The sequence below is a fragment of the Streptomyces albus subsp. albus genome (assembly GCF_000725885.1).
In the GTDB taxonomy this organism is placed as follows: domain Bacteria; phylum Actinomycetota; class Actinomycetes; order Streptomycetales; family Streptomycetaceae; genus Streptomyces; species Streptomyces albus.
In genome coordinates this window covers 332,736-353,393 of sequence record NZ_JODR01000002.1, presented here as the reverse complement: position 1 = coordinate 353,393, position 20,658 = coordinate 332,736, and the positions used below count along the sequence as shown (strand labels likewise).

Here is a 20,658-nt window from a genome sequence, read left to right as displayed (position 1 = left end):
TCGGGTGCTGGCGGTGGTGCGGGGGAGTGCGGTCAATCAGGACGGCGCCTCCAACGGTCTGACCGCGCCCAGCGGCCCCTCGCAGCAGCGGGTGATCCGGCAGGCGTGGGCGAATGCGGGTGTCACGGGTGCGGATGTCGATGCGGTGGAGGCTGGCCATGCGGCACGGCACCCTGCCCCGCACCCTCCACGTGGACGCGCCGACCAGCGAGGTGGACTGGTCCCAGGGCGCGGTGCGGCTGCTGACCGACCGGCAGCAGTGGCCCCGCGAGGAGGACCGGCCGCGCCGGGCCGCCGTGTCCTCGTTCGGGGTGAGCGGCACCAATGCGCACATGATCCTGGAGGAGTACACCGAGGAGCCGGCCCCGGCCGACGACGGAACGGACACCGGCGAAAGCGAGGGCGGGACGGTGTCCGGCCAGGCCGGGGACGTGCTCGTGCCCTGGCCGCTGTCCGGGACCACCGAGGCGGCGCTGCGCGCACAGGCCCAGCGGCTGCACGCCTGCCTGGCGTCCAAGAGCACCTACCGGCTGCCCGACGTGGGCTACGCGCTGGCCACCACCCGTTCCGTCTTCGCACACCGCGCGGTGGTGCTGGCCCGGGACACCGGCGAGGCCATGGCCGGGCTCGCCGACCTGGCCGCGGGCGAACCGTCGGGCCGGGTGCTGACGGGCTCCGTCGAGAGGCAGGGGAAGACGGTGTTCGTCTTCCCCGGGCAGGGCTCCCAGTGGCGCGGCATGGCCACCCGACTGCTCGCCCAGTCACCGGTGTTCGCCGCCCGCATGGACGAGTGCGCCGAGGCGCTGGCCGAGTTCACCGACTGGTCGCTGCTCGACGTGCTGCACGAGACAGAGGGCAGCCCGTCCCTGGACCGGGTCGATGTGGTCCAGCCGGCGCTGTTCGCCGTCATGGTGTCCCTCGCCGCGCTGTGGCGCTCCTACGGTGTCGAGCCGGACGCCGTGGTGGGGCACTCGCAGGGGGAGATCGCCGCCGCCTGTGTGGCCGGGGCCCTCGGCCTCCGCGACGCCGCCCGGGTGGTGACGCTGCGCAGCCAGGCCATCCGCGAACTACTGGCCGGGCACGGCGGCATGATGTCCGTCGCCCTGCCGCCGGAGGACCTGGCCGGCGAACTGGAGCGGTGGGAGGGGCGCCTCTCCCTCGCCGCGGTCAACGGCCCCTCCTCGGCGGTGGTCTCCGGTGAGGCGGCGGCCTTGGACGAGCTGCAGGCCCGGTGCGAGGAGCGCCAGGTGCGCGTCCGCCGCGTGCCCGTGGACTACGCCTCCCACTCGGTGCAGGTGGAGGCGGTCCGCGAGCGGCTGCTGCGGGACCTCGACGGGCTGACGCCCGCCCAGCCGCACATCCCCTTCCACTCCACCGTCCACGGCCTCGCGTCGCCCGACGCGGGCGGCACCGGACCGCTGGACGCCGCCTACTGGTACGAGAACCTGCGCCGCACCGTGGACTTCGCCGACACCGTGCGCGCCCTGGCGGACGACGGGCACACCCTGTTCGTCGAGGCGAGCCCGCACCCGGTGCTGGTGCCCGGCATGCAGGAGACGTTCGAGACGCTGGAGGCCGCGGCGACGGCGCTGGGGTCGCTGCGCCGCGACGAAGGGGACCTGCCCCGCTTCGTGACCTCGCTGGCGGCGGCGCACACGGCGGGCGCCTCGCCCGACTGGGAGGCGGTGTTCGAGGGCACCGGGGCGCGCCGCGTCGATCTGCCCACCTACGCCTTCCAGCGGCGCCGCTACTGGCAGGAGCCCACCCGTACCACCGGGCCCGCGGCGGCCGGGGACCGGCTGGAGGACGACTTCTGGGCGGCGGTCGAGGCGGGTGACGACGAGGTGCTGGGACGCGTCGTGGGCGCCCGTACCGCCGAGGGGCTGCGCGGGGTCCTGCCAGAGCTGGCCGAGTGGCGCCGCACCGCCCGTGCCCGCTCGGTGATCGACTCGTGGCGCTACCGCGTCACGTGGAAGCCGTTCACACCCGCCGGGCAGCCCGGACTCCGGGGCCGCTGGCTGGTCGTCGTCCCGCAGCAGGCGGGCGACGGGACCGCGGCGGTGCTGGAGCAGGCGCTCGCCGACGCCGGCGCGTCCCCGGTGCGGGTCACCGTCCCCGCCGGGGAGACGGACCGGCAACGCCTCGCCGAGCGGGTGGAGGCCGCGGCCGGCGGCGAGCCCGTCGCCGGGGTGCTGGCCCTCCCCACCGCCGCGGAGCCGGCCGGCGGGCCCGCCGAGGGGCCGACCGCCGAGGGGCCCGTACCGGCCGGTACGGCGCTGGCCCTCGGCCTCGTCCAGGCGCTGGGCGACGTACTGCCCGGCAGTCCGCTGTGGCTGCTCACCCGCGGCGCCGTCGCCGTGGCCGGGCAGGACCCGGCCGCCGACCCCGACCAGGCGCAGGTGTGGGGCATGGGACGGGTGCTGGGTCTGGAGCACCCCGAACGCTGGGGCGGGCTGGTGGACCTGCCGGGTACGCCGGACGGGCCGACGGCGGCGCGGCTGGCGGCCCTGCTGGCGGGCGCGGGCGACGAGGACCAGCTCGCACTGCGCGCCTCCGGCACCTTCGTCCGGCGGCTGAGCCGGGCCCCGCTGGGATCGGCCACCGCGCCCCGCGACTGGCGGCCCCGCGGCACCGTCCTGGTGACGGGCGGCACCGGCGCGCTGGGCGGCCACATCGCCGAGTGGCTGGCCGGCAACGGCGCCGAACACGTGGTGCTCACCAGCCGCCGGGGCCCGCAGGCCCCGGGCGCCGCCGAACTGGAGGCGCGGCTGACGGCGCTGGGCGCCAAGGTGACCGTCCGCGCCTGCGACGTGGCCGACCCGGAGCAGGCGGCTGCCATGGTGGCCGAGGTGGAGAAGACGGCCGGCCCCGTGCGGGCGGTCTTCCACACGGCGGGCGTCCTGCACACCACCGGCCTGGACGAGGTGAGCGGCGAGGAGTTCGCCGACGTCCTCGCGGGCAAGGTGACCGGCGCCCGCAACCTGGACGCGCTCCTCGACGGCCCGCAGGTGGAGGCGTTCGTGCTGTTCTCCTCCAACGGCGGGGTGTGGGGCAGCCGCGGGCAGGGCGCCTACGCCGCGGCCAACGCGAGCCTCGACGCGCTCGCCGAGCAGCGCCGCGCCCGCGGACTGGCCGCCACCTCGGTGGCGTGGGGTCTGTGGGGCGGCGGCGACACCATGGCCGACCCGGAGACGGAACGCTATCTGCGCCGGCACGGGCTGCGTCCCATGGCGCCGGAGGTGGCCGTCGACGCGCTGGCCCAGAGCCTCGACCACGACGAGACGTTCGTCTCCGTCGCGGACGTGGACTGGGCGAGTTTCGCCCCCGGTTTCACCGCCGCCCGCCCCCGCCCGCTGATCGCCGACCTGCCCGAGGTGCGCGATGCCCTCCGGGAACAGGCCGCGGCGGACGACGACGCCGAGGAGCAGGGCGGCTCGCTGGTGCGGGAGTTGGCGGGGCTGCCGGCGGCGGAGCAGGAGAACCGGCTGCTGGAGCTGATCGTGCGGCAGGCCGCCGCGGTGCTGGGCCACGACACGACGGACGGCATCCCGCGCACCGGCGCCTTCCGGGAGCTGGGGTTCGACTCGCTGACCGCCGTGGAGCTGCGCAACCGGCTCGCCGCCGCGTGCGGTACCCGGATGCCGGCGACGCTGGTCTTCGACCACCCGAACCCGGCGGTGCTCGCGGCGCATCTGCGGGAGCGGCTGCTGCCCGAGCAGCCGGACGGCGCGGCGGCGCCGTCGGCGCCGGGGCCGGACAGCGCGGAGCACTCCCGCGCCCTGGACGCGCTCACCCGCATCCCGGCCGCGCGGCTGCGCGCCTCGGGGCTGCTGGAGGCGCTGCTGGACCTGGCCGGCGCCGGCGAGGAGCCCGGGGAGCAGGAGGCCGCGGGCTCGTCGGCCGAGGACCGTATCGAGGAGCTGGACGACGAGGCGCTCGTCCGTATGGCGCTGGGCGACGGGACGCAGGAGTCCCGCTGAGCACGCGCATCCCCCACTTGTCATCGACTGCCGGAGCGGAAAAGCATGGCGAAGTCGCCTGAGAAGGTCGTCGAGGCGCTGCGTGCCTCGCTCAAGGAGAACGAGCGGCTGCGCCGCCGGAACAGGGAACTGCTGGAGGCGGCCGACGAGCCGGTGGCGATCGTCGGTATGGGCTGCCGGTATCCGGGCGGTGCGGACGGTCCGGAGGAGCTGTGGCGGCTGGTGCGGGAGGAGACCGACGCCGTCACCGACTTCCCCGCCGACCGCGGCTGGGACATCGACAACCTGTACGACCCGGAGCCGCGGCACGGGCGGACCTACGCCCGCGAGGGCGGGTTCCTCGACTCGGCCGCCGAGTTCGACGCGCACTTCTTCGGGATCAGCCCGCGTGAGGCGCTGGTCATGGACCCGCAGCAGCGGCTGCTGCTGGAAACGGCGTGGGAGGCGCTGGAGCAGGCCGGTATCGACCCGGCGTCCCTGCACGGCAGCGCCACCGGAGTGTTCGTCGGCGCCACCGACCAGGGCTACGGTCCCGAACCGCAGGACGCCACCGAGGAGACGGCCGGCTACCTGCTGTCGGGCAACGCCTCGGCGGTGCTCTCCGGCCGCATCTCCTACGTCCTGGGTCTGGAGGGTCCGGCGGTGACGGTGGACACGGCGTGTTCGTCGTCGCTGGTGGCGCTGCACCAGGCGTGCCAGGCGCTGCGCCAGGGCGAGTGCGAACTGGCCCTGGCCGGCGGGGTGGCGGTGTCGGGTGCTGGCGGTGGTGCGGGGGAGTGCGGTCAATCAGGACGGCGCCTCCAACGGTCTGACCGCGCCCAGCGGCCCCTCGCAGCAGCGGGTGATCCGTCAGGCGTGGGCGAATGCGGGTGTCACGGGTGCGGATGTCGATGTGGTGGAGGCACACGGCACCGGTACGCGACTCGGGGATCCGATCGAGGCGCAGGCGTTGCCATCGGGCACACGCAGGCGGCTGCGGGTGTCGGCGGGGTCATCAAGATGGTGCTGGCCATGCGGCACGGCACCCTGCCCCGCACCCTCCACGTGGACGCCCCGGCGGCCGAAGTGGACTGGTCCCAGGGGCAGGTGCGGCTTCTCACCGAGCAGCGGGAGTGGCCGGAGGTGGACCGCCCCCGCCGGGCGGCGGTCTCCGCGTTCGGGGTGAGCGGCACCAACGCGCACGTCATCCTCGAACAGGCCCCGGCACCCGAGCCCAAGCCCGGCGGCGAGCGGCGCACGGGCCGCACACCGCTGCCGTGGGTGCTGTCCGCCGCGACCGCGACGGCACTGCGCGCCCAGGCGGACCGGCTCGCGGCACGGCTGCGCACAGACGTACCCGGCGAATCCGACGCGTTCGACGCGCTCGACGTGGGCTACACGCTGGCCGCCGGCCGGGCCGCGCTCCAGCACCGTGCGGTGCTCACCGGTGACGACGCCGAAGGGCTGCGGCAGGCCGTGGAGGCGCTGGCCCGCGGCGAGCAGCCGGCCGGTGCGGTGTGCGGGCAGGTGCCGTCGGCGGGCCCGGGCCGCACGGCGTTCCTGTTCACCGGCCAGGGCAGCCAGCGCCCCGGCATGGGACGGGAGCTGTACGCGGCGTTCCCCGCGTACGCGGATGCGCTGGACGAGGTGGCGGAAGCGTTCGCGCCCCACCTCGACCGGCCCCTGGCCGAGGTGCTGGACGACGATTCGGGGGCGCTGGACCGCACCGAGTACACGCAGCCGGCCCTGTTCGCCGTCGAGGTGGCGCTGTCCCGGCTGCTGCTCTCCTGGGGCGTGCGCCCCGACTTCCTGCTGGGCCACTCCATCGGGGAACTGGTGGCCGCGCACGTGGCCGGGGTGCTGTCCCTGCCCGACGCGGCGAAGCTGGTCGCGGCCCGCGGCAGGCTGATGGGCGCCCTGCCGCAGGGCGGGGCGATGGCCGCGATCGAGGCGTCCGAGGACGAGGTGGCCCCGCACTTGCCGGAGGGAACGGGCGAGCGGCTGTCCCTGGCAGCCGTCAACGGCCCCCGCTCCGTCGTGGTGTCGGGTGATGAGGAGGCCGTCGAGCGGGTCGCGGAGCTGTTCCGGGGCGAGGGGCGCCGAGTGCGCGGGCTGCGGGTCAGCCACGCCTTCCACTCCCCGCACATGGACGGCATGCTGGACGCGTTCCGCGAGGTCGCCGCCTCCCTGTCGTTCGGCGCGCCGGACATCCCGGTCGTCTCCAACGTGACCGGACGCCTGGCCACCGCCGCCGAACTGGCCTCCCCCGACTACTGGGTGCGGCACGTGCGGGAAGCGGTCCGCTTCCACGACGGGATGCGCACCCTGGAGAGCCAGGGCGTGACCGCCTATCTGGAGGCCGGCCCCGACAGTGTGCTGACCGCCATGGGACGCGGCTGTCTGACGGCGCCCGACGAGGCCGTCATGGCGGGCGTCCTGCGCCGGGACCGCCCCGAGTGCCCCACCGCGCTGGCGGCCCTCGCCCGGGTGTGGGCGCACGGCACGCACGCGGACTGGGCCGCCCTGTACGCGGGGACGGGCGCCGCGCAGGTCGAGCTGCCGACCTACGCGTTCCAGCGCGAACGGTACTGGCTCGCGCGCAACGCCCCGGCGGCAGCCTCCGGCGGCGAGGACGCGGCCACCGCCCGGTTCTGGGCCGCCGTCGAACAGCAGGACACGCCCGCACTCGTCGGCACGCTCGGCGTGCCGGAGGCGGAGCTGGCACCGGTCCTGCCGGCCCTGGCCCGGTGGCGCCGGGACGCCCACGAACGGGCCCGCACCCAGGAGTGGCGCTACCGCGTGCGCTGGGACCGGCTGCGCACCGGGGCGCCGTCCGCGCAGCGCTCGGGCACCTGGCTCCTCGTCCTCCCCGAAGAGACGGCCACCGAGGAGTCCTCCAAGGAGCTGCCTCCCAAGACGGGCGCCGCCGGCTGGCTGCGGGTCCTGCCCGGCACGCTGGCCGGGGAGGGCGCCGAGGTGCTGCGCGTCGAGGTGCCCGTGACCGCGTGCACCCGCGACGGGCTGGCCGAGCGGCTGCGCGCGGCCGTCGCGGGGGCCGCCCCGCTCACCGCCGTCGTCTCGCTGCTGCCGCTGGGCGCCGCCGACGGGCGCGGAACCGCCGCATCGGGCCTCGCCCTGGTGCAGGCACTGGGCGACGCCGGGATCGACGCCCCGCTGTGGACGCTGACCAGCGGCGCGGTGAGCGTCCGTGCCGCCGACCTGCCGCCGCTGCCCGAGCAGGCGCAGATGTGGGGGCTCGGCCGGGTCGCCGCGCTCGAACACCCGGGCAGGGTCGGCGGTCTGGCGGACGTGCCGCCCGTGCCGGACGCGCGGACGGCCGGCCGCGTCCTCGACCGGATCGCGGCCGGCGGCGACGAGGACCAGATCGCGGTCCGTCCCGACGGCGTCCACGTGCGCCGCCTGGTGCCGGCGCCGGGCACCGCACGCGAGGAGGCGGGCTGGACACCGCGCGGCACGGTGCTGATCACCGGCGGCACCGGTGCGCTCGGCGCCCACGTGGCACGCCACCTGGCCGCGTCCGGCGCCGCACACCTGGTGCTGGCCAGCCGCCGGGGCGCTGATGCGCCGGGCGCCGCGGAACTCGAACAGGAACTGTCGGCCGCCGGTGTCCGCGTCACCCTGGCGGCGTGCGACGTGACCGACCGGGCGGCGCTCGCCCGGCTGCTGGAGGAGCATCCGCCGCAGGCCGTGGTGCACACGGCGGGGCTGCCGCTGGTCAAGCCGCTGGACGAGACGACACCGCAGGACCTCGCGCGGCTGTGGGCGGCGAAGGTCACCGGTGCCGCGCACCTGGACGAACTGCTCGCCGACCGTCCGCTGGACGCGTTCGTGCTGTTCTCGTCGGTCGCCGGAGTGTGGGGCGTGGCGGGGCAGGGCGCTTACGCCGCGGCCAACGCGGCGCTCGACGCGCTGGCCGAGCGGCGGCGGGCCCGGGGCGCGGTGGCGACCGCGCTGGCCTGGGGGCCGTGGGCGGGCGGCGGCATGCTGGCCGACGCCGGTATCGAGAACGAGGTGAGCCGGCGCGGGCTGCGTCCGCTGGAGCCGGGTCCGGCCGCCCGCGCCGTCACGGACCTGGCCGGTGTAGGCGCGGCGCACACCACGCTCGCCGACGTGGACTGGACGGTGTTCGCCCCGGCGTTCACCGCGCTGCGGCACAGCCCGCTGCTGGCGGCGCTGCCCGGGGCGGCCCCGGAGCCGCACACCGAGGAGAGCGCGGACGGCACCGGCACGGCGGCGCTGCGGGCCCTGCTGGAGCGCACGGCACCCGGCGAGCGCCACGCGGAGCTGCTCCGCGCCGTGCGGGAACGTGCCGCCGACGTGCTGGGCCTGCCCGACGCCGACGCGCTGGACGCGGACCGCGCTTTCCGCGACGTCGGATTCGACTCCCTGACCGCGGTGGAACTGCGCCAGCGGCTGGTCCGGGACACCGGCCTGGCACTGCCCACGACCCTGGTCTTCGACCACCCGAGCGCCGCGGCGCTCACCGGACACCTGCTGCGGGAACTCGGCCTGGCGCAGGACGAGGAGGAGCGCCCCGAGGAGGACGCCCCTGCTGCCTCGGGCGCCTCCGCCGCGGAGGACCCGGTGGTGCTGGTGGGGATGGCCTGCCACTACCCGGGGGCGGACGATCCGCAGGAGCTGTGGCGGATGCTGCTGGACGGGGTGGACGCGATCGGTGCCTTCCCCACCGACCGCGGCTGGGACCTGGAGGGCGTGTACGACCCGGAGCGCCGCACCCCGGGCACCAGCTACACCGACCGCGGCGGTTTCCTGGCCTCGGCGGCACAGTTCGACGCGGAGTTCTTCGGGATCAGTCCGCGTGAGGCGCTGGCGATGGATCCGCAGCAGCGGTTGCTGCTGGAGACGTCGTGGGAGGCGCTGGAGCGTGCGGGCATCGACCCGGCGTCGCTGCGCGGCAGCCGCACCGGCGTGTTCGTCGGCGCGTCCGCGAACGACTACGCGGCACAGGCCGCCGGCTCACCGGAGGCCGAGGAGGCGCAGGGCTTCCTGATGACCGGCACGGCCGGGAGTGTGGCCTCGGGCCGGGTGGCGTACACGCTGGGTCTGGAGGGTCCGGCGGTGACGGTGGACACGGCGTGTTCGTCGTCGCTGGTCGCGCTGCACCAGGCGTGCCAGGCGCTGCGCCAGGGCGAGTGCGAACTGGCCCTCGCCGGCGGCGTCACCGTCATCCCGAGCCCCGCACCGTTCGTGGAGTTCTCCCGGCAGGGCGGGCTGGCCCCCGACGGACGCTGCAAGTCCTTCGCGGACGCGGCCGACGGCACCGCCTGGGCGGAAGGTGTCGGCGTGGTGGTGGCCGAACGGCTGTCGCGGGCACGGCGGCTGGGCCACCGCGTGCTGGCGGTGCTGCGGGGCAGCGCCGTCAACCAGGACGGCGCCTCCAACGGCCTGACCGCGCCCAGCGGCCCCTCGCAGCAGCGGGTCATCCGCCAGGCGTGGGCGAATGCGGGCGTCACCGGCGCGGACATCGACGTGGTGGAGGCGCACGGCACCGGCACCCGGCTGGGGGACCCGGCTGGCCATGCGGCACGGCACCCTGCCCCGCACCCTCCACGTGGACGCGCCGACCAGCGAGGTGGACTGGTCCCAGGGCGCGGTGCGGCTGCTGACCGAGCAGCGGGAGTGGCCCCGCGAGGACGACCGCCCCCGCCGGGCCGCCGTCTCCTCGTTCGGCATCAGCGGCACCAACGTGCACCTGGTGCTCCAGGAGGCGCCGCCCGAGCCGGCCCGGCAGCAGAACGCGCCGGGCGCCGCCGTGCCGCTGGTGCTGACGGCCAAGGACGCGCAGGCCCTCAGCGACCAGGCGGGCGCGCTGGCCGAACACCTCGCGGGCGAGGCGCCCGAGGCCGTGGACGTCGGACACACGCTGGCCGTCGGCCGGGCCCGGTTCGACCACCGTGCCGTGATCATCGGCCGGGAGAACGGACAGTTCGTGGACTCCCTCGCCGCGCTGGCCCGCAAGTCCGGCGCGCCCGGCCTGGTGACCGGCTCCTGCCGGGCCGGCCACACCCCCGTGACGGGATTCCTCTTCACCGGGCAGGGCAGCCAGCGCCCCGGCATGGGCGCCCGGCTGTACGCGGAACACCCGGTGTTCGCCGAGGCGTTCGACGAGGTGGCCGACGCACTCGGCGAACACCTCGAACGGCCGCTGGGCGAGGTCATGTTCGCCGGCCCTGACACGCCGGAGGCCGAGCTGCTGAACGAGACGGCATGGTCCCAGCCGGCGCTCTTCGCCCTCGAAGTGGCGCTCTTCCGCTGCGCCGAGGACGCCGGTCTGCGGCCCGACCACCTGCTGGGCCACTCCGTCGGGGAGATCGCCGCCGCCCACGTCGCCGGGGTGCTCGACCTGCCGGACGCCTGCCGGCTGGTCGCGGCCCGGGGCCGGCTGATGGGCCGGCTGCCCGAACGGGGAGCGATGCTCGCGGTACGGGCGGGCGAGGACGAGGCCCGCGCGGTGCTGACCGCGCACGGCGGACTGGTGGACGTCGCCGCCGTCAACGGCCCCGCCTCCGTGGTGATCTCCGGCGCCGAGGACGCCGTACGGGAGGCCGCCAAGGCGTTCGCCGACGCGGGCGTCTCCACCCGCAGGCTGACCGTCTCCCACGCGTTCCACTCGCCGCTGATGGAGCCGATGCGCCAGGAGTTCGCCGCGATCGTGCGCGACCTCTCCTTCCACCCGGCGCGCATCCCGCTGGTCTCCACCGTGACCGGCGACGTGGTGCGGGACGCGGCCATGAGCGACCCCGCCTACTGGGTGGACCAGGTGCGCTCGACCGTCCGGTTCGCCGACGCGCTGCGCGCCGCCGACCGGGAAGGCGTCGAACTGTGGTGGGAGATCGGCCCGGACGCCGTGCTCAGCGGCATGCTGCCCGACGTACTGCCCCAGGCCGCGCCGCCGGTACCGGCACAGCGCCGCGACCGGCCCGAACCCGAGGCACTGCTCACCGCGTTCGCGCACGCCTACGTACGCGGCGCCCCTGTGCGGTGGGAGCGGCTGTTCGCACACCGGGAGCCTCGGCGCGTGGAACTGCCCACCTACGCCTTCCAGCGCGGCCACTACTGGCTCGGTGCCGCGCGGCGGACCGCCGCGCTCCCCGAACCGGCGGCTGCCTTCTGGGACGCGGTCGGCAGCATGGACGCCGACCGGTTCGCCGAGGAGTTCGGCGCCACGGGCGGCGACCCGGCCGAGAGCGCGGCACTCCGGGCGGCACTGCCCGTGCTGGCCCGCTGGCGGGAACGCGCCCTGGCGACGGTCGGCGACGGCGGCGCCGGCCGGACCGCGGGCCCCGCCGTCGAGGAACCGGAGGCCGGTCCGCAGGAGAGCGGCCCCGAAGACCTGCGCGCCCTGTCCGGGGACGCCCTCGAGGCCGCCGTCACCGAACTGGTGCAGGCCGAGATGGCCCTCGCACTGGGCCACCCCGAAGGCCGAACGTTCGACATGGAGCAGGAGTTCATGGACCTGGGCTTCACGTCGCTGGCCGCCGTCGAGATGAGGAACCGGCTCGTCGCCCGCACCGGGCTGGAACTGCCGGTCTCCCTCGTCTTCGACTTCCTGACTCCGGCGGAACTCGCCGAGCACCTCCGCTCCCGGCTGACCTGACCCCTTCCCGGCCGGGCGGAGAACACGACGGGCACCACGCCACAAGCGTGGTGCCCGTCGTGCTGTCTGCGGGCGCGGGGCCCGGACGTGGTCAGTCCGCGGCGGAGTGCGGCAGCAGGGAGCGCAGCCGCTGCCGGGTGCCGGTGCCCGGCTGGGGCAGCAGCAGGACGACCCGCAGATCCGGATGGTCGGCGATCTGCACCGTCGTGCGCTGGAACACCAGCCGCCCGCCCCGCGGATGCTCCACGACCTTCTCGCCCAGCGCCGTGTCCCGCACCTCCTGCTGGGCCCACAGCCGGGCGAAGGCGGGGCTGTGCTCCGACAGCCGCCGGATGATCGCGGCGAACCCCGTGTCGTCCGGGTAACGGGCCGCGTCCGAACGGAACTCGGCGACCAGCGACGGCGCCATCGACTCCCACTCCGGCAGCGCCCGGTGCGGGCCCTGCCGCGTGACGAACCCGTCCAGACAGCTGTGCAGCTTCGGCACCTCGCCGAACAGCACCTCGACCGCGGCGTTCCCGTGCAGATAACGCCAGTAGCGGTCCAGGACGTACGCCGGGCCCGGCGTCCACTCCTCGACGAGGGACACCACGTGCTCCGGCAGCCGCGGGACCGACGAGCGGGCCGCCCGGCGCGGGACGGGGGCCGGCGTGTGGCCGGCCAGCCGGTACAGGTGCGCCTGCTCGTCGTCGTTGAGCCGCAGCGCCGAACTGACGGCGTCCAGAATGCTGGTGGTGACGGTGATCCGCCGCCCCTGCTCCAGCCACGTGTACCAGGTGAGCCCGATGCCCGCGAGCGAGGCGACCTCCTCGCGCCGCAGCCCCGGGGTGCGGCGCCGTCCCGACGTCGGCAGGCCCACGTCCTGGGGGGACAGCCGGGCCCTGCGGCTGCGCAGGAAGTCCCGCAGATCGTCCCGCCGTTGTTCCGACTCTGCTCCTAGGGTGGTGGTCACGCCAACAGCATAAATTGCAACTTGGCCCACGCAATGGGGGCCGCGAGACTGGTTCGGTACCGGTCCGGCCGTTCCGACCCGGGGCGGCAGCCGACACAGTGGTTCAGCGCGGCGGGAGGTGCTGTCTCCCCGTGCTTGTCGGCACGACTCGCCGCCGCGCTGAATCAGTGAAAGGTAATCGCGTTGTCCAAGGAGCAAAGAGTGGTGGAGACGGATGTTCCCGCTGAGCAGGAAGGGGGGAACGCTCCGGCGCCGCCGGCCGCGACCACCGCGCAATGGGGTGCGGTATGGATCCTGCTGCTCGGCGCCTTCATGGGATTTCTCGATATCTTCATCGTGAATGTGGCCAATCCGTCGATCCAAGCAGAAATGAATGCCTCATTCGCCGACATCCAATTGGTGCCGACCGGATACACCCTCGCCTACGGTGCCGGTCTCGTCGCCGGCGGCAGGCTCGGTGACATTTTCGGCCGCCGCCGGGTCTTCCTGGTGGGTGTCGTCATCTTCGCCCTCACCTCCGTCGCCTGCGCCGCCGCGCAGAGCCCCGGATTCCTCATCGGGGCCCGAATCGCCCAGGGCCTCGGCGCCGCCGTGATGCTGCCGCAGGTGCTGGCCCTCATCCAGGTCACGTTCCAGCGCGACGAGGAACGCAGCCGCGCCATCGGCCTGTACGGGGCCGTCATCGGTATCGGCGTCGTCGCCGGTCAGATCGTCGGCGGATTCCTCATCGAATGGGACGTCGCCGACCTGGGCTGGCGCTCCATCTTCCTGGTGAACGTGCCGCTGTGCGTCATCACCTTCGTCGGCGCGCTCGCCCTCGTGCGCGACCCGGGTGAGCGGACCCCGATGAAGCTCGACCTGCTGGGTGTCGTCCTGCTCGGTGCCGGCCTGCTGGGCCTGGTGCACGGCCTGGTCATCGGCGCCGAACAGGGCTGGACCGGCCTGCGCGTCGGCGAGATGGCCGGCGGCGCGGTGCTGCTGGCGCTGTTCATCCTGTGGGAGTGCCGGGTGGCCGCCGGCTCCGAGGCGCCGCTGCTGCCGCCGCGGCTGTTCAAGCAGCGCGGCTTCTCCATGGGGCTGCCCACGGCGCTGTGCTTCTACGGCGTCAACGGCGCGTTCATCTTCCTGCTGGCGTTCTACCTCCAGCAGGCCAAGGACTTCACCCCGCTCCAGTCCGCCCTCACCTTCACCCCGATGGCCATCCTCACCTCGGTCTTCTCCGTGCTGTGCGGCAAGCTCGTGGCCCGCTGGGGCCAGCGGGTGGTGCCCGGCGGCGCCATCGTGATGGCCCTGGGCCTGGGCCTGGTGTGGGTCGGCGTGGACCTGATGGAGGGCGCCAACCCGGCGGCGGCCCTGATGCCCGGCCTCGTGCTGTACGGCGCGGGCGGCGGCATCGTGGCCACCTCGCTGATCGGTGTGGCCCTCTCCGGTGTGGCCCCGGCCGACGCGGGCGCCGCTTCCGGCGGCATCCTCACCGCCGTCCAGGTCTCGGAGGCCGCGGGTGTCGCCGGTATCGGCGCCCTGTTCGCGGCGCTGGCCACCGGTCACGGCGAGGTCAGCGGCTTCGCGGTGTCCGTCGGGGTGCTCGCCGTCCTCTCCCTGGTGACGGCCCTGCTGCTCAACCTGCTCTCCCGCCCGGCCGGGGCGGGGTCCGAGACTGCCGCCTAACCCCCGGGGCGGCAACAGTGAGGGGCGCCGACGGCCAGGCCGCCGGCGCCCCTCACACTGGTTCGCACGGTGCCGCGGTCCCCGCCGCGGCGGGGCGCCCCCGTAGGGGCGCCCGGGGATCAGCCCCCGAAGGGGAAGTCCTCGTCCTTGAACGGAGCCAGCAGTTCGGGCCGGTCGTTCGCGGCCCGCGCGGCCAGCAGCGGGGAGAAATAGTCGCGGTAATTGACGACCTTGCCGTCCCGCACGGTGATCACGATGATGTACTTCATCTCGTACTTCTTGCCCGTGCTCACCGTGGTCCCGTGCGCCGTCCATTCCGCGATGACGACCTCGGGATCCGTCGTCTCGTGAATGTGGACGTGCGGCAGGTCCTCGATCAGCTGGTGATCGCAGTAGTGCGTGAGGTACGAGCGAATGGTCTCCCGCCCGGCCATGTGGTTGATGGCGCCGGGAGCCGCGAACGGTATCTCCACCGTCCCGTCCTCGGCCCACATGTCGCAGAATGCGTCCATCTCCTTGTTGAGGAGAAGGTCCAGAAGGCGGCGGGCGACGTCGGCGGGCTTGGTGGGGGTTTCGCTACTGGCCACGAAATGATCTCCAGTGCGTTATTCGGCGAATGCTGACGAACTGCGCGTGCTGGGCGCCGATGCTTCCATTCGCGATCAGAGGCGGTCAACGAAACGCAGCCGTAACTGGGGTTCCCCGCCGGGGCGTTCCCGCCGCCCGCCGTCCCGCCGGCGGGACACCCCGGAACCACCCGTTCCGCCACGCGGCGCGCGCAACATCCGCCGTCGCGGCGTCGGCTGCGCCGCGCTGATCTCGATCTGAGCCCAGCTGCGCGCGTTCGCCTCCGCCACGCGCGCGCTCAACCACTGTGCGGGCGTGAGCCGTTCGCCGCCGTCACCGCCCGCGTCCTCCTCCGGCCCGCCGCCCTCGTCCGTCACCGCCCGGCACCCCGCGCGACCACCGCGGCCAGCGCGAACGCCACCGGCGCCGAACACACCCCGAGATGCACCAGCGCGTACCTCGCCGCGTGCCCGTGATCGTCCTCCCGGCCGCCGTCGGCGTCCTCCACCGCGTCCCGCCAGGGCGTGCGCACATCCATCGCCGGAGCTGGATGCCCGCCCGGCGGAGCGCGGCGGCGAGCGCGTCCCGCGCCTGCACCGCCTCCCGGATCTTCGCGGCCCCCGCCGGGGTCCTGCCCTCCGTCCAGCCGCGCAGCTCCGCGGAGGCGGCCGACGCGGCCGAAGCAGCCTGCTCGTGGTGAGAGTTCGTCATGAGGGGTCTCCACCTGGTGAGTTGTTCGCCGTTCCACTGACCCGGCCACACCACGTGGACTACCGTGCGTGAGCGGGCAACTACGAGAATGCGCCGCCGCCGCGCCGCGCACCTCGCGCGAGCGGGTGTGCTTCGCCGCAGCTCCGCGCACGTTCCACACCTTCCACGGAGGGCACCATGCCGACGAGGCGAGCGGTCACCGGCCGCAGTCGGGAGCCGCGTGCGCGGTTCGCCGAGGAGCTGCGGTCCCTGCGGACCCGGCGCGGGGAGAGCCTGCGCCAGCTGGGGGAACGGCTGGGCTGGGACTGGTCCCTGTTCGGCAAGATGGAGAAGGGCGAGACACTCGGCGGCCCCGAGGTCGTCCAGGCCCTCGACACCCACTACGGCACCCCCGGCCTGCTCCTCGCCCTGTGGGAGCTGGCCATCAACGACCAGACCCAGTTCCGCGAGCGCTACCGGCGCTACATGGCACTGGAGGCCCAGGCCACCAGCCTGTGGCACTTCGCCGTCAGCGTGCTGCCCGGTCTGTTGCAGACCCCCGGGTACGCCCGTGAAGTCCTCGCCGCGGGCGGCCTGAAAGGCGACGAACTGGAACAGCAGGTCCAGGCCCGCATGGGCCGCCGCGCCCTGCTGGAGGGGGACGACGCGCCCCCGTTCCGCACCATCCTGTCCGAGGCCGTCCTACGGACACCCCTGCAGGACGCGGGGGAGTGGCGCGCACAGCTGGAGTACGTGGGGGAGGCGGCGGAGCGGGGAGCAGTGACTCTGCACGTGCTGCCCTTCAGTGCAGGCCCGTATGGCTTGGACAGCACAGATGTGTGGTTCCTGCGCCAGCCGGGCGGGCGTACCGTTGCGTACGCAGAGAATGCCTACCGGGGGGAACTCATCGAGGAGGACGGGTCAATTGAGCGACTGCAACGTGCTTACGATGCGGTTCGTGACCTGGCCCTTTCCCCCGCCGAGTCGCGAAAGTTCATCGTGCGCGTGTTGGAGGAAGTACCTTGCGAGTCCTCGATCTGAGCGCCCTCACTTGGCGCAAGAGCTCCTACAGTAACTCTGACGGCGGCGCATGCATCGAGGTCTCCAACGACTTCGTGCGCACCGCGAACTGGCACAAGAGCAGCTACAGCAACCAGGACGGTGGCGCGTGCATCGAGGTCTCCAACGACTTCATCCGCGCAGCTGACTGGCACAAGAGCAGCCACAGCAACCCTGACGGTGGCGCCTGCCTGGAGGTTTCGGACACCTTCGTCCGCGCTGCCGACTGGCGCAAGAGCAGCCACAGCAATCCGGACGGGGGCGAGTGCTTGGAGGTCTCCGACGCCTCGGCCCGCGCCGCCAGTTGGCGCACAAGTACTCACAGCAACCAGGACGGCGGCGAGTGTCTGGAGGTCTCCGACGACTTCGCGCCCGTCGTGCCGGTGCGGGACAGCAAGGTGCCGGACGGGCCGGTGCTGGTCTTCGGGGCCGACGGGTGGGTGTCGTTCGTGGCGGCCGTCAAGGAGGGGGAGTTGGGCGCTCGCTGACCCGGCCGGCGCAGTCGTCGGCGCCCGTACCACGGACGCCAATCTGGTCCAGACCTATTGACGAATGGTCTGGACCGCATCACGCTCTCCGCGACCCCACACACCGGCGGAGGGAACTCGCATGCTCGCAACGCCCGTCCGAAGACGACGTCCCTGGTACCTGCTCGGCATCGGCGTGGTGCTGGCATGCGTCCTCCAGCTCCTCGCCGCCGCGAGCCCCCACGCCGCCGACCGGCAGCGTGCGGCGGCCCCGTCCGGGCAGGCCGAGGAGACGTGTGCCGTGAAGGGCAAACCGTCCGGCAAGGTGCTCCAGGGCTACTGGGAGAACTGGGACGGCGCCTCCAACGGCGTGCACCCGCCCTTCGGCTGGACGCCCATCACCGACTCCCGTATCCGCGCCCACGGCTACAACGTCCTCAACGCCGCGTTCCCGGTGATCCGTTCGGACGGCACGGTGCTGTGGGAGGACGGCATGGACTCCACCGTCAAGGTGGCCACCCCGGCGGAGATGTGCGCGGCGAAGGCGCAGGGGCAGACGCTCCTGATGTCGATCGGCGGTGCGACGGCCGGCATCGACCTCAGCTCCCGCGCGGTCGCCGACCGGTTCGTCGAGACCATCGTGCCGATCCTCAAGAAGTACAACTTCGACGGCATCGACATCGACATCGAGACGGGGCTGACCGGCAGCGGCAACATCAACCAGCTCTCGACCTCGCAGGCCAACCTCATCCACATCATCGACGGCGTGCTGGCGAAGATGCCGCCGCAGTTCGGGCTGACGATGGCGCCGGAGACGGCGTACGTGACGGGCGGCAGCGTGGTGTACGGCTCCATCTGGGGCGCGTACCTGCCGATCATCAAGAAGTACGCCGACAACGGCCGTCTGTGGTGGCTGAACATGCAGTACTACAACGGCAGCATGTACGGGTGCAGCGGTGACTCGTACTCGGCGGGCACCGTGCAGGGCTTCACCGCCCAGACCGACTGTCTCGACAAGGGTCTGGTCATCCAGGGCACCACGATCCGGGTGCCCTACGACAAGCAGGTGCCGGGTCTGCCCGCGCAGCCGGGCGCGGGCGGCGGTTACATGTCGCCGTCGCTGGTCTCGCAGGCGTGGAACCACTACGCCGGCCGCCTCAAGGGCCTGATGACCTGGTCCCTGAACTGGGACGGGTCGCGGAACTGGACGTTCGGCGACAACGTCAAGGCGCTCCAGGGTCGTTAGGCAACGGTGTCCGCGGCCGGCTCCGTGGACGCCATGAAGTCGAGCATCGACCGGTTGATCAAAGCGGCGTGGTCGATCTGCGGTCCGTGACCGGTCCCCGAGATGATCTCGGCGCGTGCCCCGGGTACCAGCCGGGGCACGCGCTCGACCTGCCGGCGTGGGTGCACCAGCAGGCTGCGCTTGCCGAGGACGAGGTACAGCGGCGTGCGGACGGTGGCCAGTTCGGCGTCGGTGAGAGGCCCCGGCGCCGGGCGGCGTATCCGGTAGGCACGGACACCGGTCCGGATCATGGTGCGCAGTTCCGGTACGGCGAGCACCGGCTGTTCCAGCCAGGCGGCGAGGCGGGGGCGCAGCGCCTTGGGGGCGAAGGTGGCGAAGAGGCTCACGAAGATCCAGGCGAAGAAGCGCAGCCCCACCTTCTCCAGTCCGCCCGGGTCGAGCAGGGTCACCGTGGCGAGGCGTGCGGGCCTGCGGTGTGCCATGTTCAGGGCGAGCCAGCCGCCGTAGGAGGTGCCGACGAGGTGCACCCGGTCGAGCCCGAGCCCGGTGAGGGCTTCGTCCAGCCACTGCGCCGCGTCCTCGGGCCGGTGGAGGGGGGCCCGGTGGACGCTGCGGCCGGGGTCGCCGGGGGTGTCGAGCGCGTAGACCGGCCGTTCGGCGCTGAGGGCGGGGGTGTTCGGGTACCACATGGCGGAGCAGGTCCCGGCGCCGTGCACGAGGACGACGGGGGTGCGCTCGCGCGCGGCCGGCTCCGCGGGGTCGTAGCGGTAGACGTGGGTGGTGCCGTAGGAGGTCTCCACGTCCTGCTCCCCGCTGGCGGGTGCGCCAAGGGCGAAGACGGCGTCGCAGGCCGCGAAGTAGCGGTCGCGCCAGGCGTCGCTGACGAAGTGGCCGACATCGGACTGGGGACGGGCTGTCGCGGACTCGGGCACGGACATGCGGCCACCTCCGGGGGCAGTCGTTTTTCGTGATACGAACGTACCACGTTGGTGGTACGGCTGTATCATCGCGGGGCGGGGGAGCCCCGCGCCCGCCCCGCCGACGAGGGAGAAGACGACGATGCCCAAGCGCGTGGACCACGCCGAGCGGCGCACCGAGATCGCCGAGGCCCTCGTGCGGGCGGCGGGACGGCTCGGACTGCACGCGGTGGGGATGCGCGACGTGGCGGCGGAAGCAGGCGTGTCGCTGCGGCTGGTGCAGTACTACTTCCAGTCCAAGGAGAAGCTGCTCCTGTTCGGACTGCGGCACCTGGCCGAGCAGTTCGGCGCACGGGTGGCCGCCAGGGTCCGCGCGGCGGGGGACGATCCGGGACCGCGCGAGATGATCGAGGCGCTGCTGCTGGCGGCCCTGCCCATCGACGCGGAAAGCCGCGTCTTCCACCACCTCTACACCTCGTACGCCGTCCTGGCGATGACCGACGAAGCCCTGGCCGCCCAGCCGTTCATCAAGGACCCGGACACGGCCGAGGCCACCGTGGCCCGCCTGCTGCGGCAGGCCGCGGAGGCGGGCCGGCTGCGCCCCGGCACCGACGCCGGGGCGGAGGCGGTCGGCCTGCTGGCCATGTCCGCCGGACTGGGCACCAGCATCCTGGTCGGCCAGCGGGACGCCGAGTCGGCCACCGGCGTCCTCCGCTACCACCTCGACCGCATCTTCCAGCCGCCCGTCCCCGCCCCGCACGACCCGCCCGGTCAGGCGCCGGGCGACTGAACGAGCGCCTCCACGGTGGGCACGACGACGCCGAACAGGTCCCCGAGGGCGGCCAGGGCGGAGGTCTGGAGGACGTCCGCAGGGACGACGGTGCCGTCCGGTGCCGCCAGCGGCCGGGTGGCGGTGGCCTCGGCGACGACGGTCGGCCGGTAGCCGCGCTTGAAGGCACCCTGCGCGGTGAACGTCACACACATGTGCGTCATGAAACCGGCGAGTACGAGGTCCGTCCCGGCACCGCGCTCGCGCAACACCTCGGCCAGCTCCGTCTCGTGGAAGGCGTCCGGGAACCGCTTGACCACGACGGGCTCACCGTCCACCGGGGCGACCTGCGGGCTGATGGCCCCGCTGTCCGCACCGAGGTCGTACGGGCTGCCCTCACCACCGTCGTGGACGACGTGGACGACAAAGACGCCCGCCGCCCGGGCGGCTGCCAGCAGCCGGGCCGCGGCGTCCAGCGCCGGCTCCGCACCGTCGAGGGCCATCACCCCGGAACGGTAGGTGTTCTGGAAGTCGATCAGCACCAGGGTGCTGTCGGCCAGGCGCGGCAGCTCGTCGTCGAGACCCGTCACCGTGCGCAGGCTCGTGGAAGCGGTCGTCATGGAGAACTCCTTCTCTCGGGAAAGGGAACAGGGGCGGGCGCGGCACGGCGGCGCGGCGCGGCGGCCGGACGACGCCCTCCAGCCGGCACCCCGCGGGGAAAGGGA

At 73.9% G+C, this 20,658-nt stretch carries 14 protein-coding genes and 6 pseudogenes; 14 read left to right on the top strand and 6 right to left on the bottom strand.

Annotated features, from left to right (window positions below; all coding sequences use genetic code 11):
• The 7 genes and pseudogenes from IO40_RS40050 to IO40_RS40025 form a co-directional block, all read left to right on the top strand.
• Nucleotides 1-1,610 (top strand): annotated as a pseudogene (locus IO40_RS40050) (acyltransferase domain-containing protein); the annotation flags it as partial.
• A 21-nt stretch (nt 1,611-1,631) separates the two neighbouring features.
• Nucleotides 1,632-3,980 (top strand): SDR family NAD(P)-dependent oxidoreductase, encoded by a 2,349-nt coding sequence (locus IO40_RS40045; RefSeq protein WP_482255561.1) that lies wholly within the window; start codon nt 1,632-1,634, stop codon nt 3,978-3,980.
• A gap of 45 nt (nt 3,981-4,025) precedes the next feature.
• Nucleotides 4,026-4,784 (top strand): annotated as a pseudogene (locus IO40_RS38540) (beta-ketoacyl [acyl carrier protein] synthase domain-containing protein); the annotation flags it as partial.
• Nucleotides 4,735-4,967 (top strand): annotated as a pseudogene (locus IO40_RS40040) (hypothetical protein); the annotation flags it as partial. The pseudogenes IO40_RS38540 and IO40_RS40040, both read left to right, overlap by 50 nt.
• A gap of 12 nt (nt 4,968-4,979) precedes the next feature.
• Nucleotides 4,980-11,082, top strand: a pseudogene (locus IO40_RS40035) (SDR family NAD(P)-dependent oxidoreductase); the annotation flags it as partial.
• 33 nt (nt 11,083-11,115) lie between these two features.
• Nucleotides 11,116-11,226 (top strand): annotated as a pseudogene (locus tag IO40_RS40030) (hypothetical protein); the annotation flags it as partial.
• 168 nt (nt 11,227-11,394) lie between these two features.
• Nucleotides 11,395-11,598, top strand: coding sequence for an acyl carrier protein (locus tag IO40_RS40025; protein WP_164439970.1), 204 nt, complete (start codon nt 11,395-11,397; stop codon nt 11,596-11,598).
• Nucleotides 11,599-11,689: 91 nt separating this feature from the next.
• Here IO40_RS40025 and IO40_RS0103395 read toward each other — a convergent pair whose 3' ends face one another.
• Nucleotides 11,690-12,550 (bottom strand): helix-turn-helix transcriptional regulator, encoded by an 861-nt coding sequence (locus tag IO40_RS0103395; protein ID WP_016470365.1) that lies wholly within the window; start codon nt 12,548-12,550, stop codon nt 11,690-11,692.
• Nucleotides 12,551-12,751: 201 nt separating this feature from the next.
• Here IO40_RS0103395 and IO40_RS0103390 point away from each other — a divergent pair, with 201 nt between their 5' ends.
• Complete coding sequence (locus tag IO40_RS0103390) at nt 12,752-14,218, top strand: MFS transporter (RefSeq protein ID WP_031174830.1); 1,467 nt, start codon at nt 12,752-12,754, stop codon at nt 14,216-14,218.
• Nucleotides 14,219-14,337: 119 nt separating this feature from the next.
• On the opposite strand, the gene IO40_RS0103385 is transcribed toward IO40_RS0103390, so the two are convergent.
• From IO40_RS0103385 to IO40_RS33070, 3 genes are all read right to left on the bottom strand, one after another.
• Complete coding sequence (locus tag IO40_RS0103385; protein ID WP_016470367.1) at nt 14,338-14,805, bottom strand: nuclear transport factor 2 family protein; 468 nt, start codon at nt 14,803-14,805, stop codon at nt 14,338-14,340.
• A gap of 75 nt (nt 14,806-14,880) precedes the next feature.
• A complete protein-coding gene (locus tag IO40_RS0103380) occupies nt 14,881-15,162 on the bottom strand; it encodes a hypothetical protein (RefSeq protein WP_030409301.1) in 282 nt (93 codons plus the stop codon).
• On the bottom strand, nt 15,159-15,323 hold the full coding sequence (locus IO40_RS33070; protein ID WP_415852407.1) for a hypothetical protein: 165 nt from the start codon (nt 15,321-15,323) through the stop codon (nt 15,159-15,161). The genes IO40_RS0103380 and IO40_RS33070 overlap by 4 nt, the downstream gene beginning before the upstream one ends.
• A 12-nt stretch (nt 15,324-15,335) precedes the next feature.
• Here IO40_RS33070 and IO40_RS38520 point away from each other — a divergent pair, with 12 nt between their 5' ends.
• The 5 genes and pseudogenes from IO40_RS38520 (at nt 15,336) to IO40_RS0103360 (ending at nt 18,247) form a co-directional block, all read left to right on the top strand.
• The gene (locus IO40_RS38520; protein ID WP_234315696.1) at nt 15,336-15,485 is read left to right on the top strand and encodes a hypothetical protein; all 150 of its coding nucleotides are present in this window, start codon (nt 15,336-15,338) and stop codon (nt 15,483-15,485) included.
• 188 nt (nt 15,486-15,673) lie between these two features.
• Nucleotides 15,674-16,516 (top strand): helix-turn-helix domain-containing protein, encoded by an 843-nt coding sequence (locus IO40_RS0103370; RefSeq protein ID WP_031025464.1) that lies wholly within the window; start codon nt 15,674-15,676, stop codon nt 16,514-16,516.
• Nucleotides 16,498-16,578 (top strand): annotated as a pseudogene (locus tag IO40_RS39745) (DUF397 domain-containing protein); the annotation flags it as partial. The gene IO40_RS0103370 and the pseudogene IO40_RS39745, both read left to right, overlap by 19 nt.
• 12 nt (nt 16,579-16,590) lie before the next feature.
• The gene (locus tag IO40_RS38510) at nt 16,591-17,022 is read left to right on the top strand and encodes a DUF397 domain-containing protein (RefSeq protein WP_415852412.1); all 432 of its coding nucleotides are present in this window, start codon (nt 16,591-16,593) and stop codon (nt 17,020-17,022) included.
• 121 nt (nt 17,023-17,143) lie between these two features.
• Complete coding sequence (locus IO40_RS0103360) at nt 17,144-18,247, top strand: chitinase (protein WP_106967389.1); 1,104 nt, start codon at nt 17,144-17,146, stop codon at nt 18,245-18,247.
• On the opposite strand, the gene IO40_RS0103355 is transcribed toward IO40_RS0103360, so the two are convergent.
• Nucleotides 18,244-19,185, bottom strand: a complete 942-nt coding sequence (locus IO40_RS0103355) for an alpha/beta fold hydrolase (RefSeq protein WP_031174827.1) — start codon at nt 19,183-19,185, stop codon at nt 18,244-18,246. The two genes, IO40_RS0103360 and IO40_RS0103355, sit on opposite strands and share 4 nt — an antisense overlap.
• 121 nt (nt 19,186-19,306) lie before the next feature.
• On the opposite strand from IO40_RS0103355, the gene IO40_RS0103350 reads away from it, so the two are divergent.
• Nucleotides 19,307-19,954, top strand: coding sequence for a TetR/AcrR family transcriptional regulator (locus tag IO40_RS0103350; RefSeq protein WP_031174826.1), 648 nt, complete (start codon nt 19,307-19,309; stop codon nt 19,952-19,954).
• Here the strand turns inward: IO40_RS0103350 and IO40_RS0103345 are convergent.
• Nucleotides 19,936-20,553, bottom strand: coding sequence for an isochorismatase family protein (locus tag IO40_RS0103345; RefSeq protein WP_031174825.1), 618 nt, complete (start codon nt 20,551-20,553; stop codon nt 19,936-19,938). The genes IO40_RS0103350 and IO40_RS0103345 overlap by 19 nt on opposite strands.
• Nucleotides 20,554-20,658 lie beyond the last annotated feature (105 nt).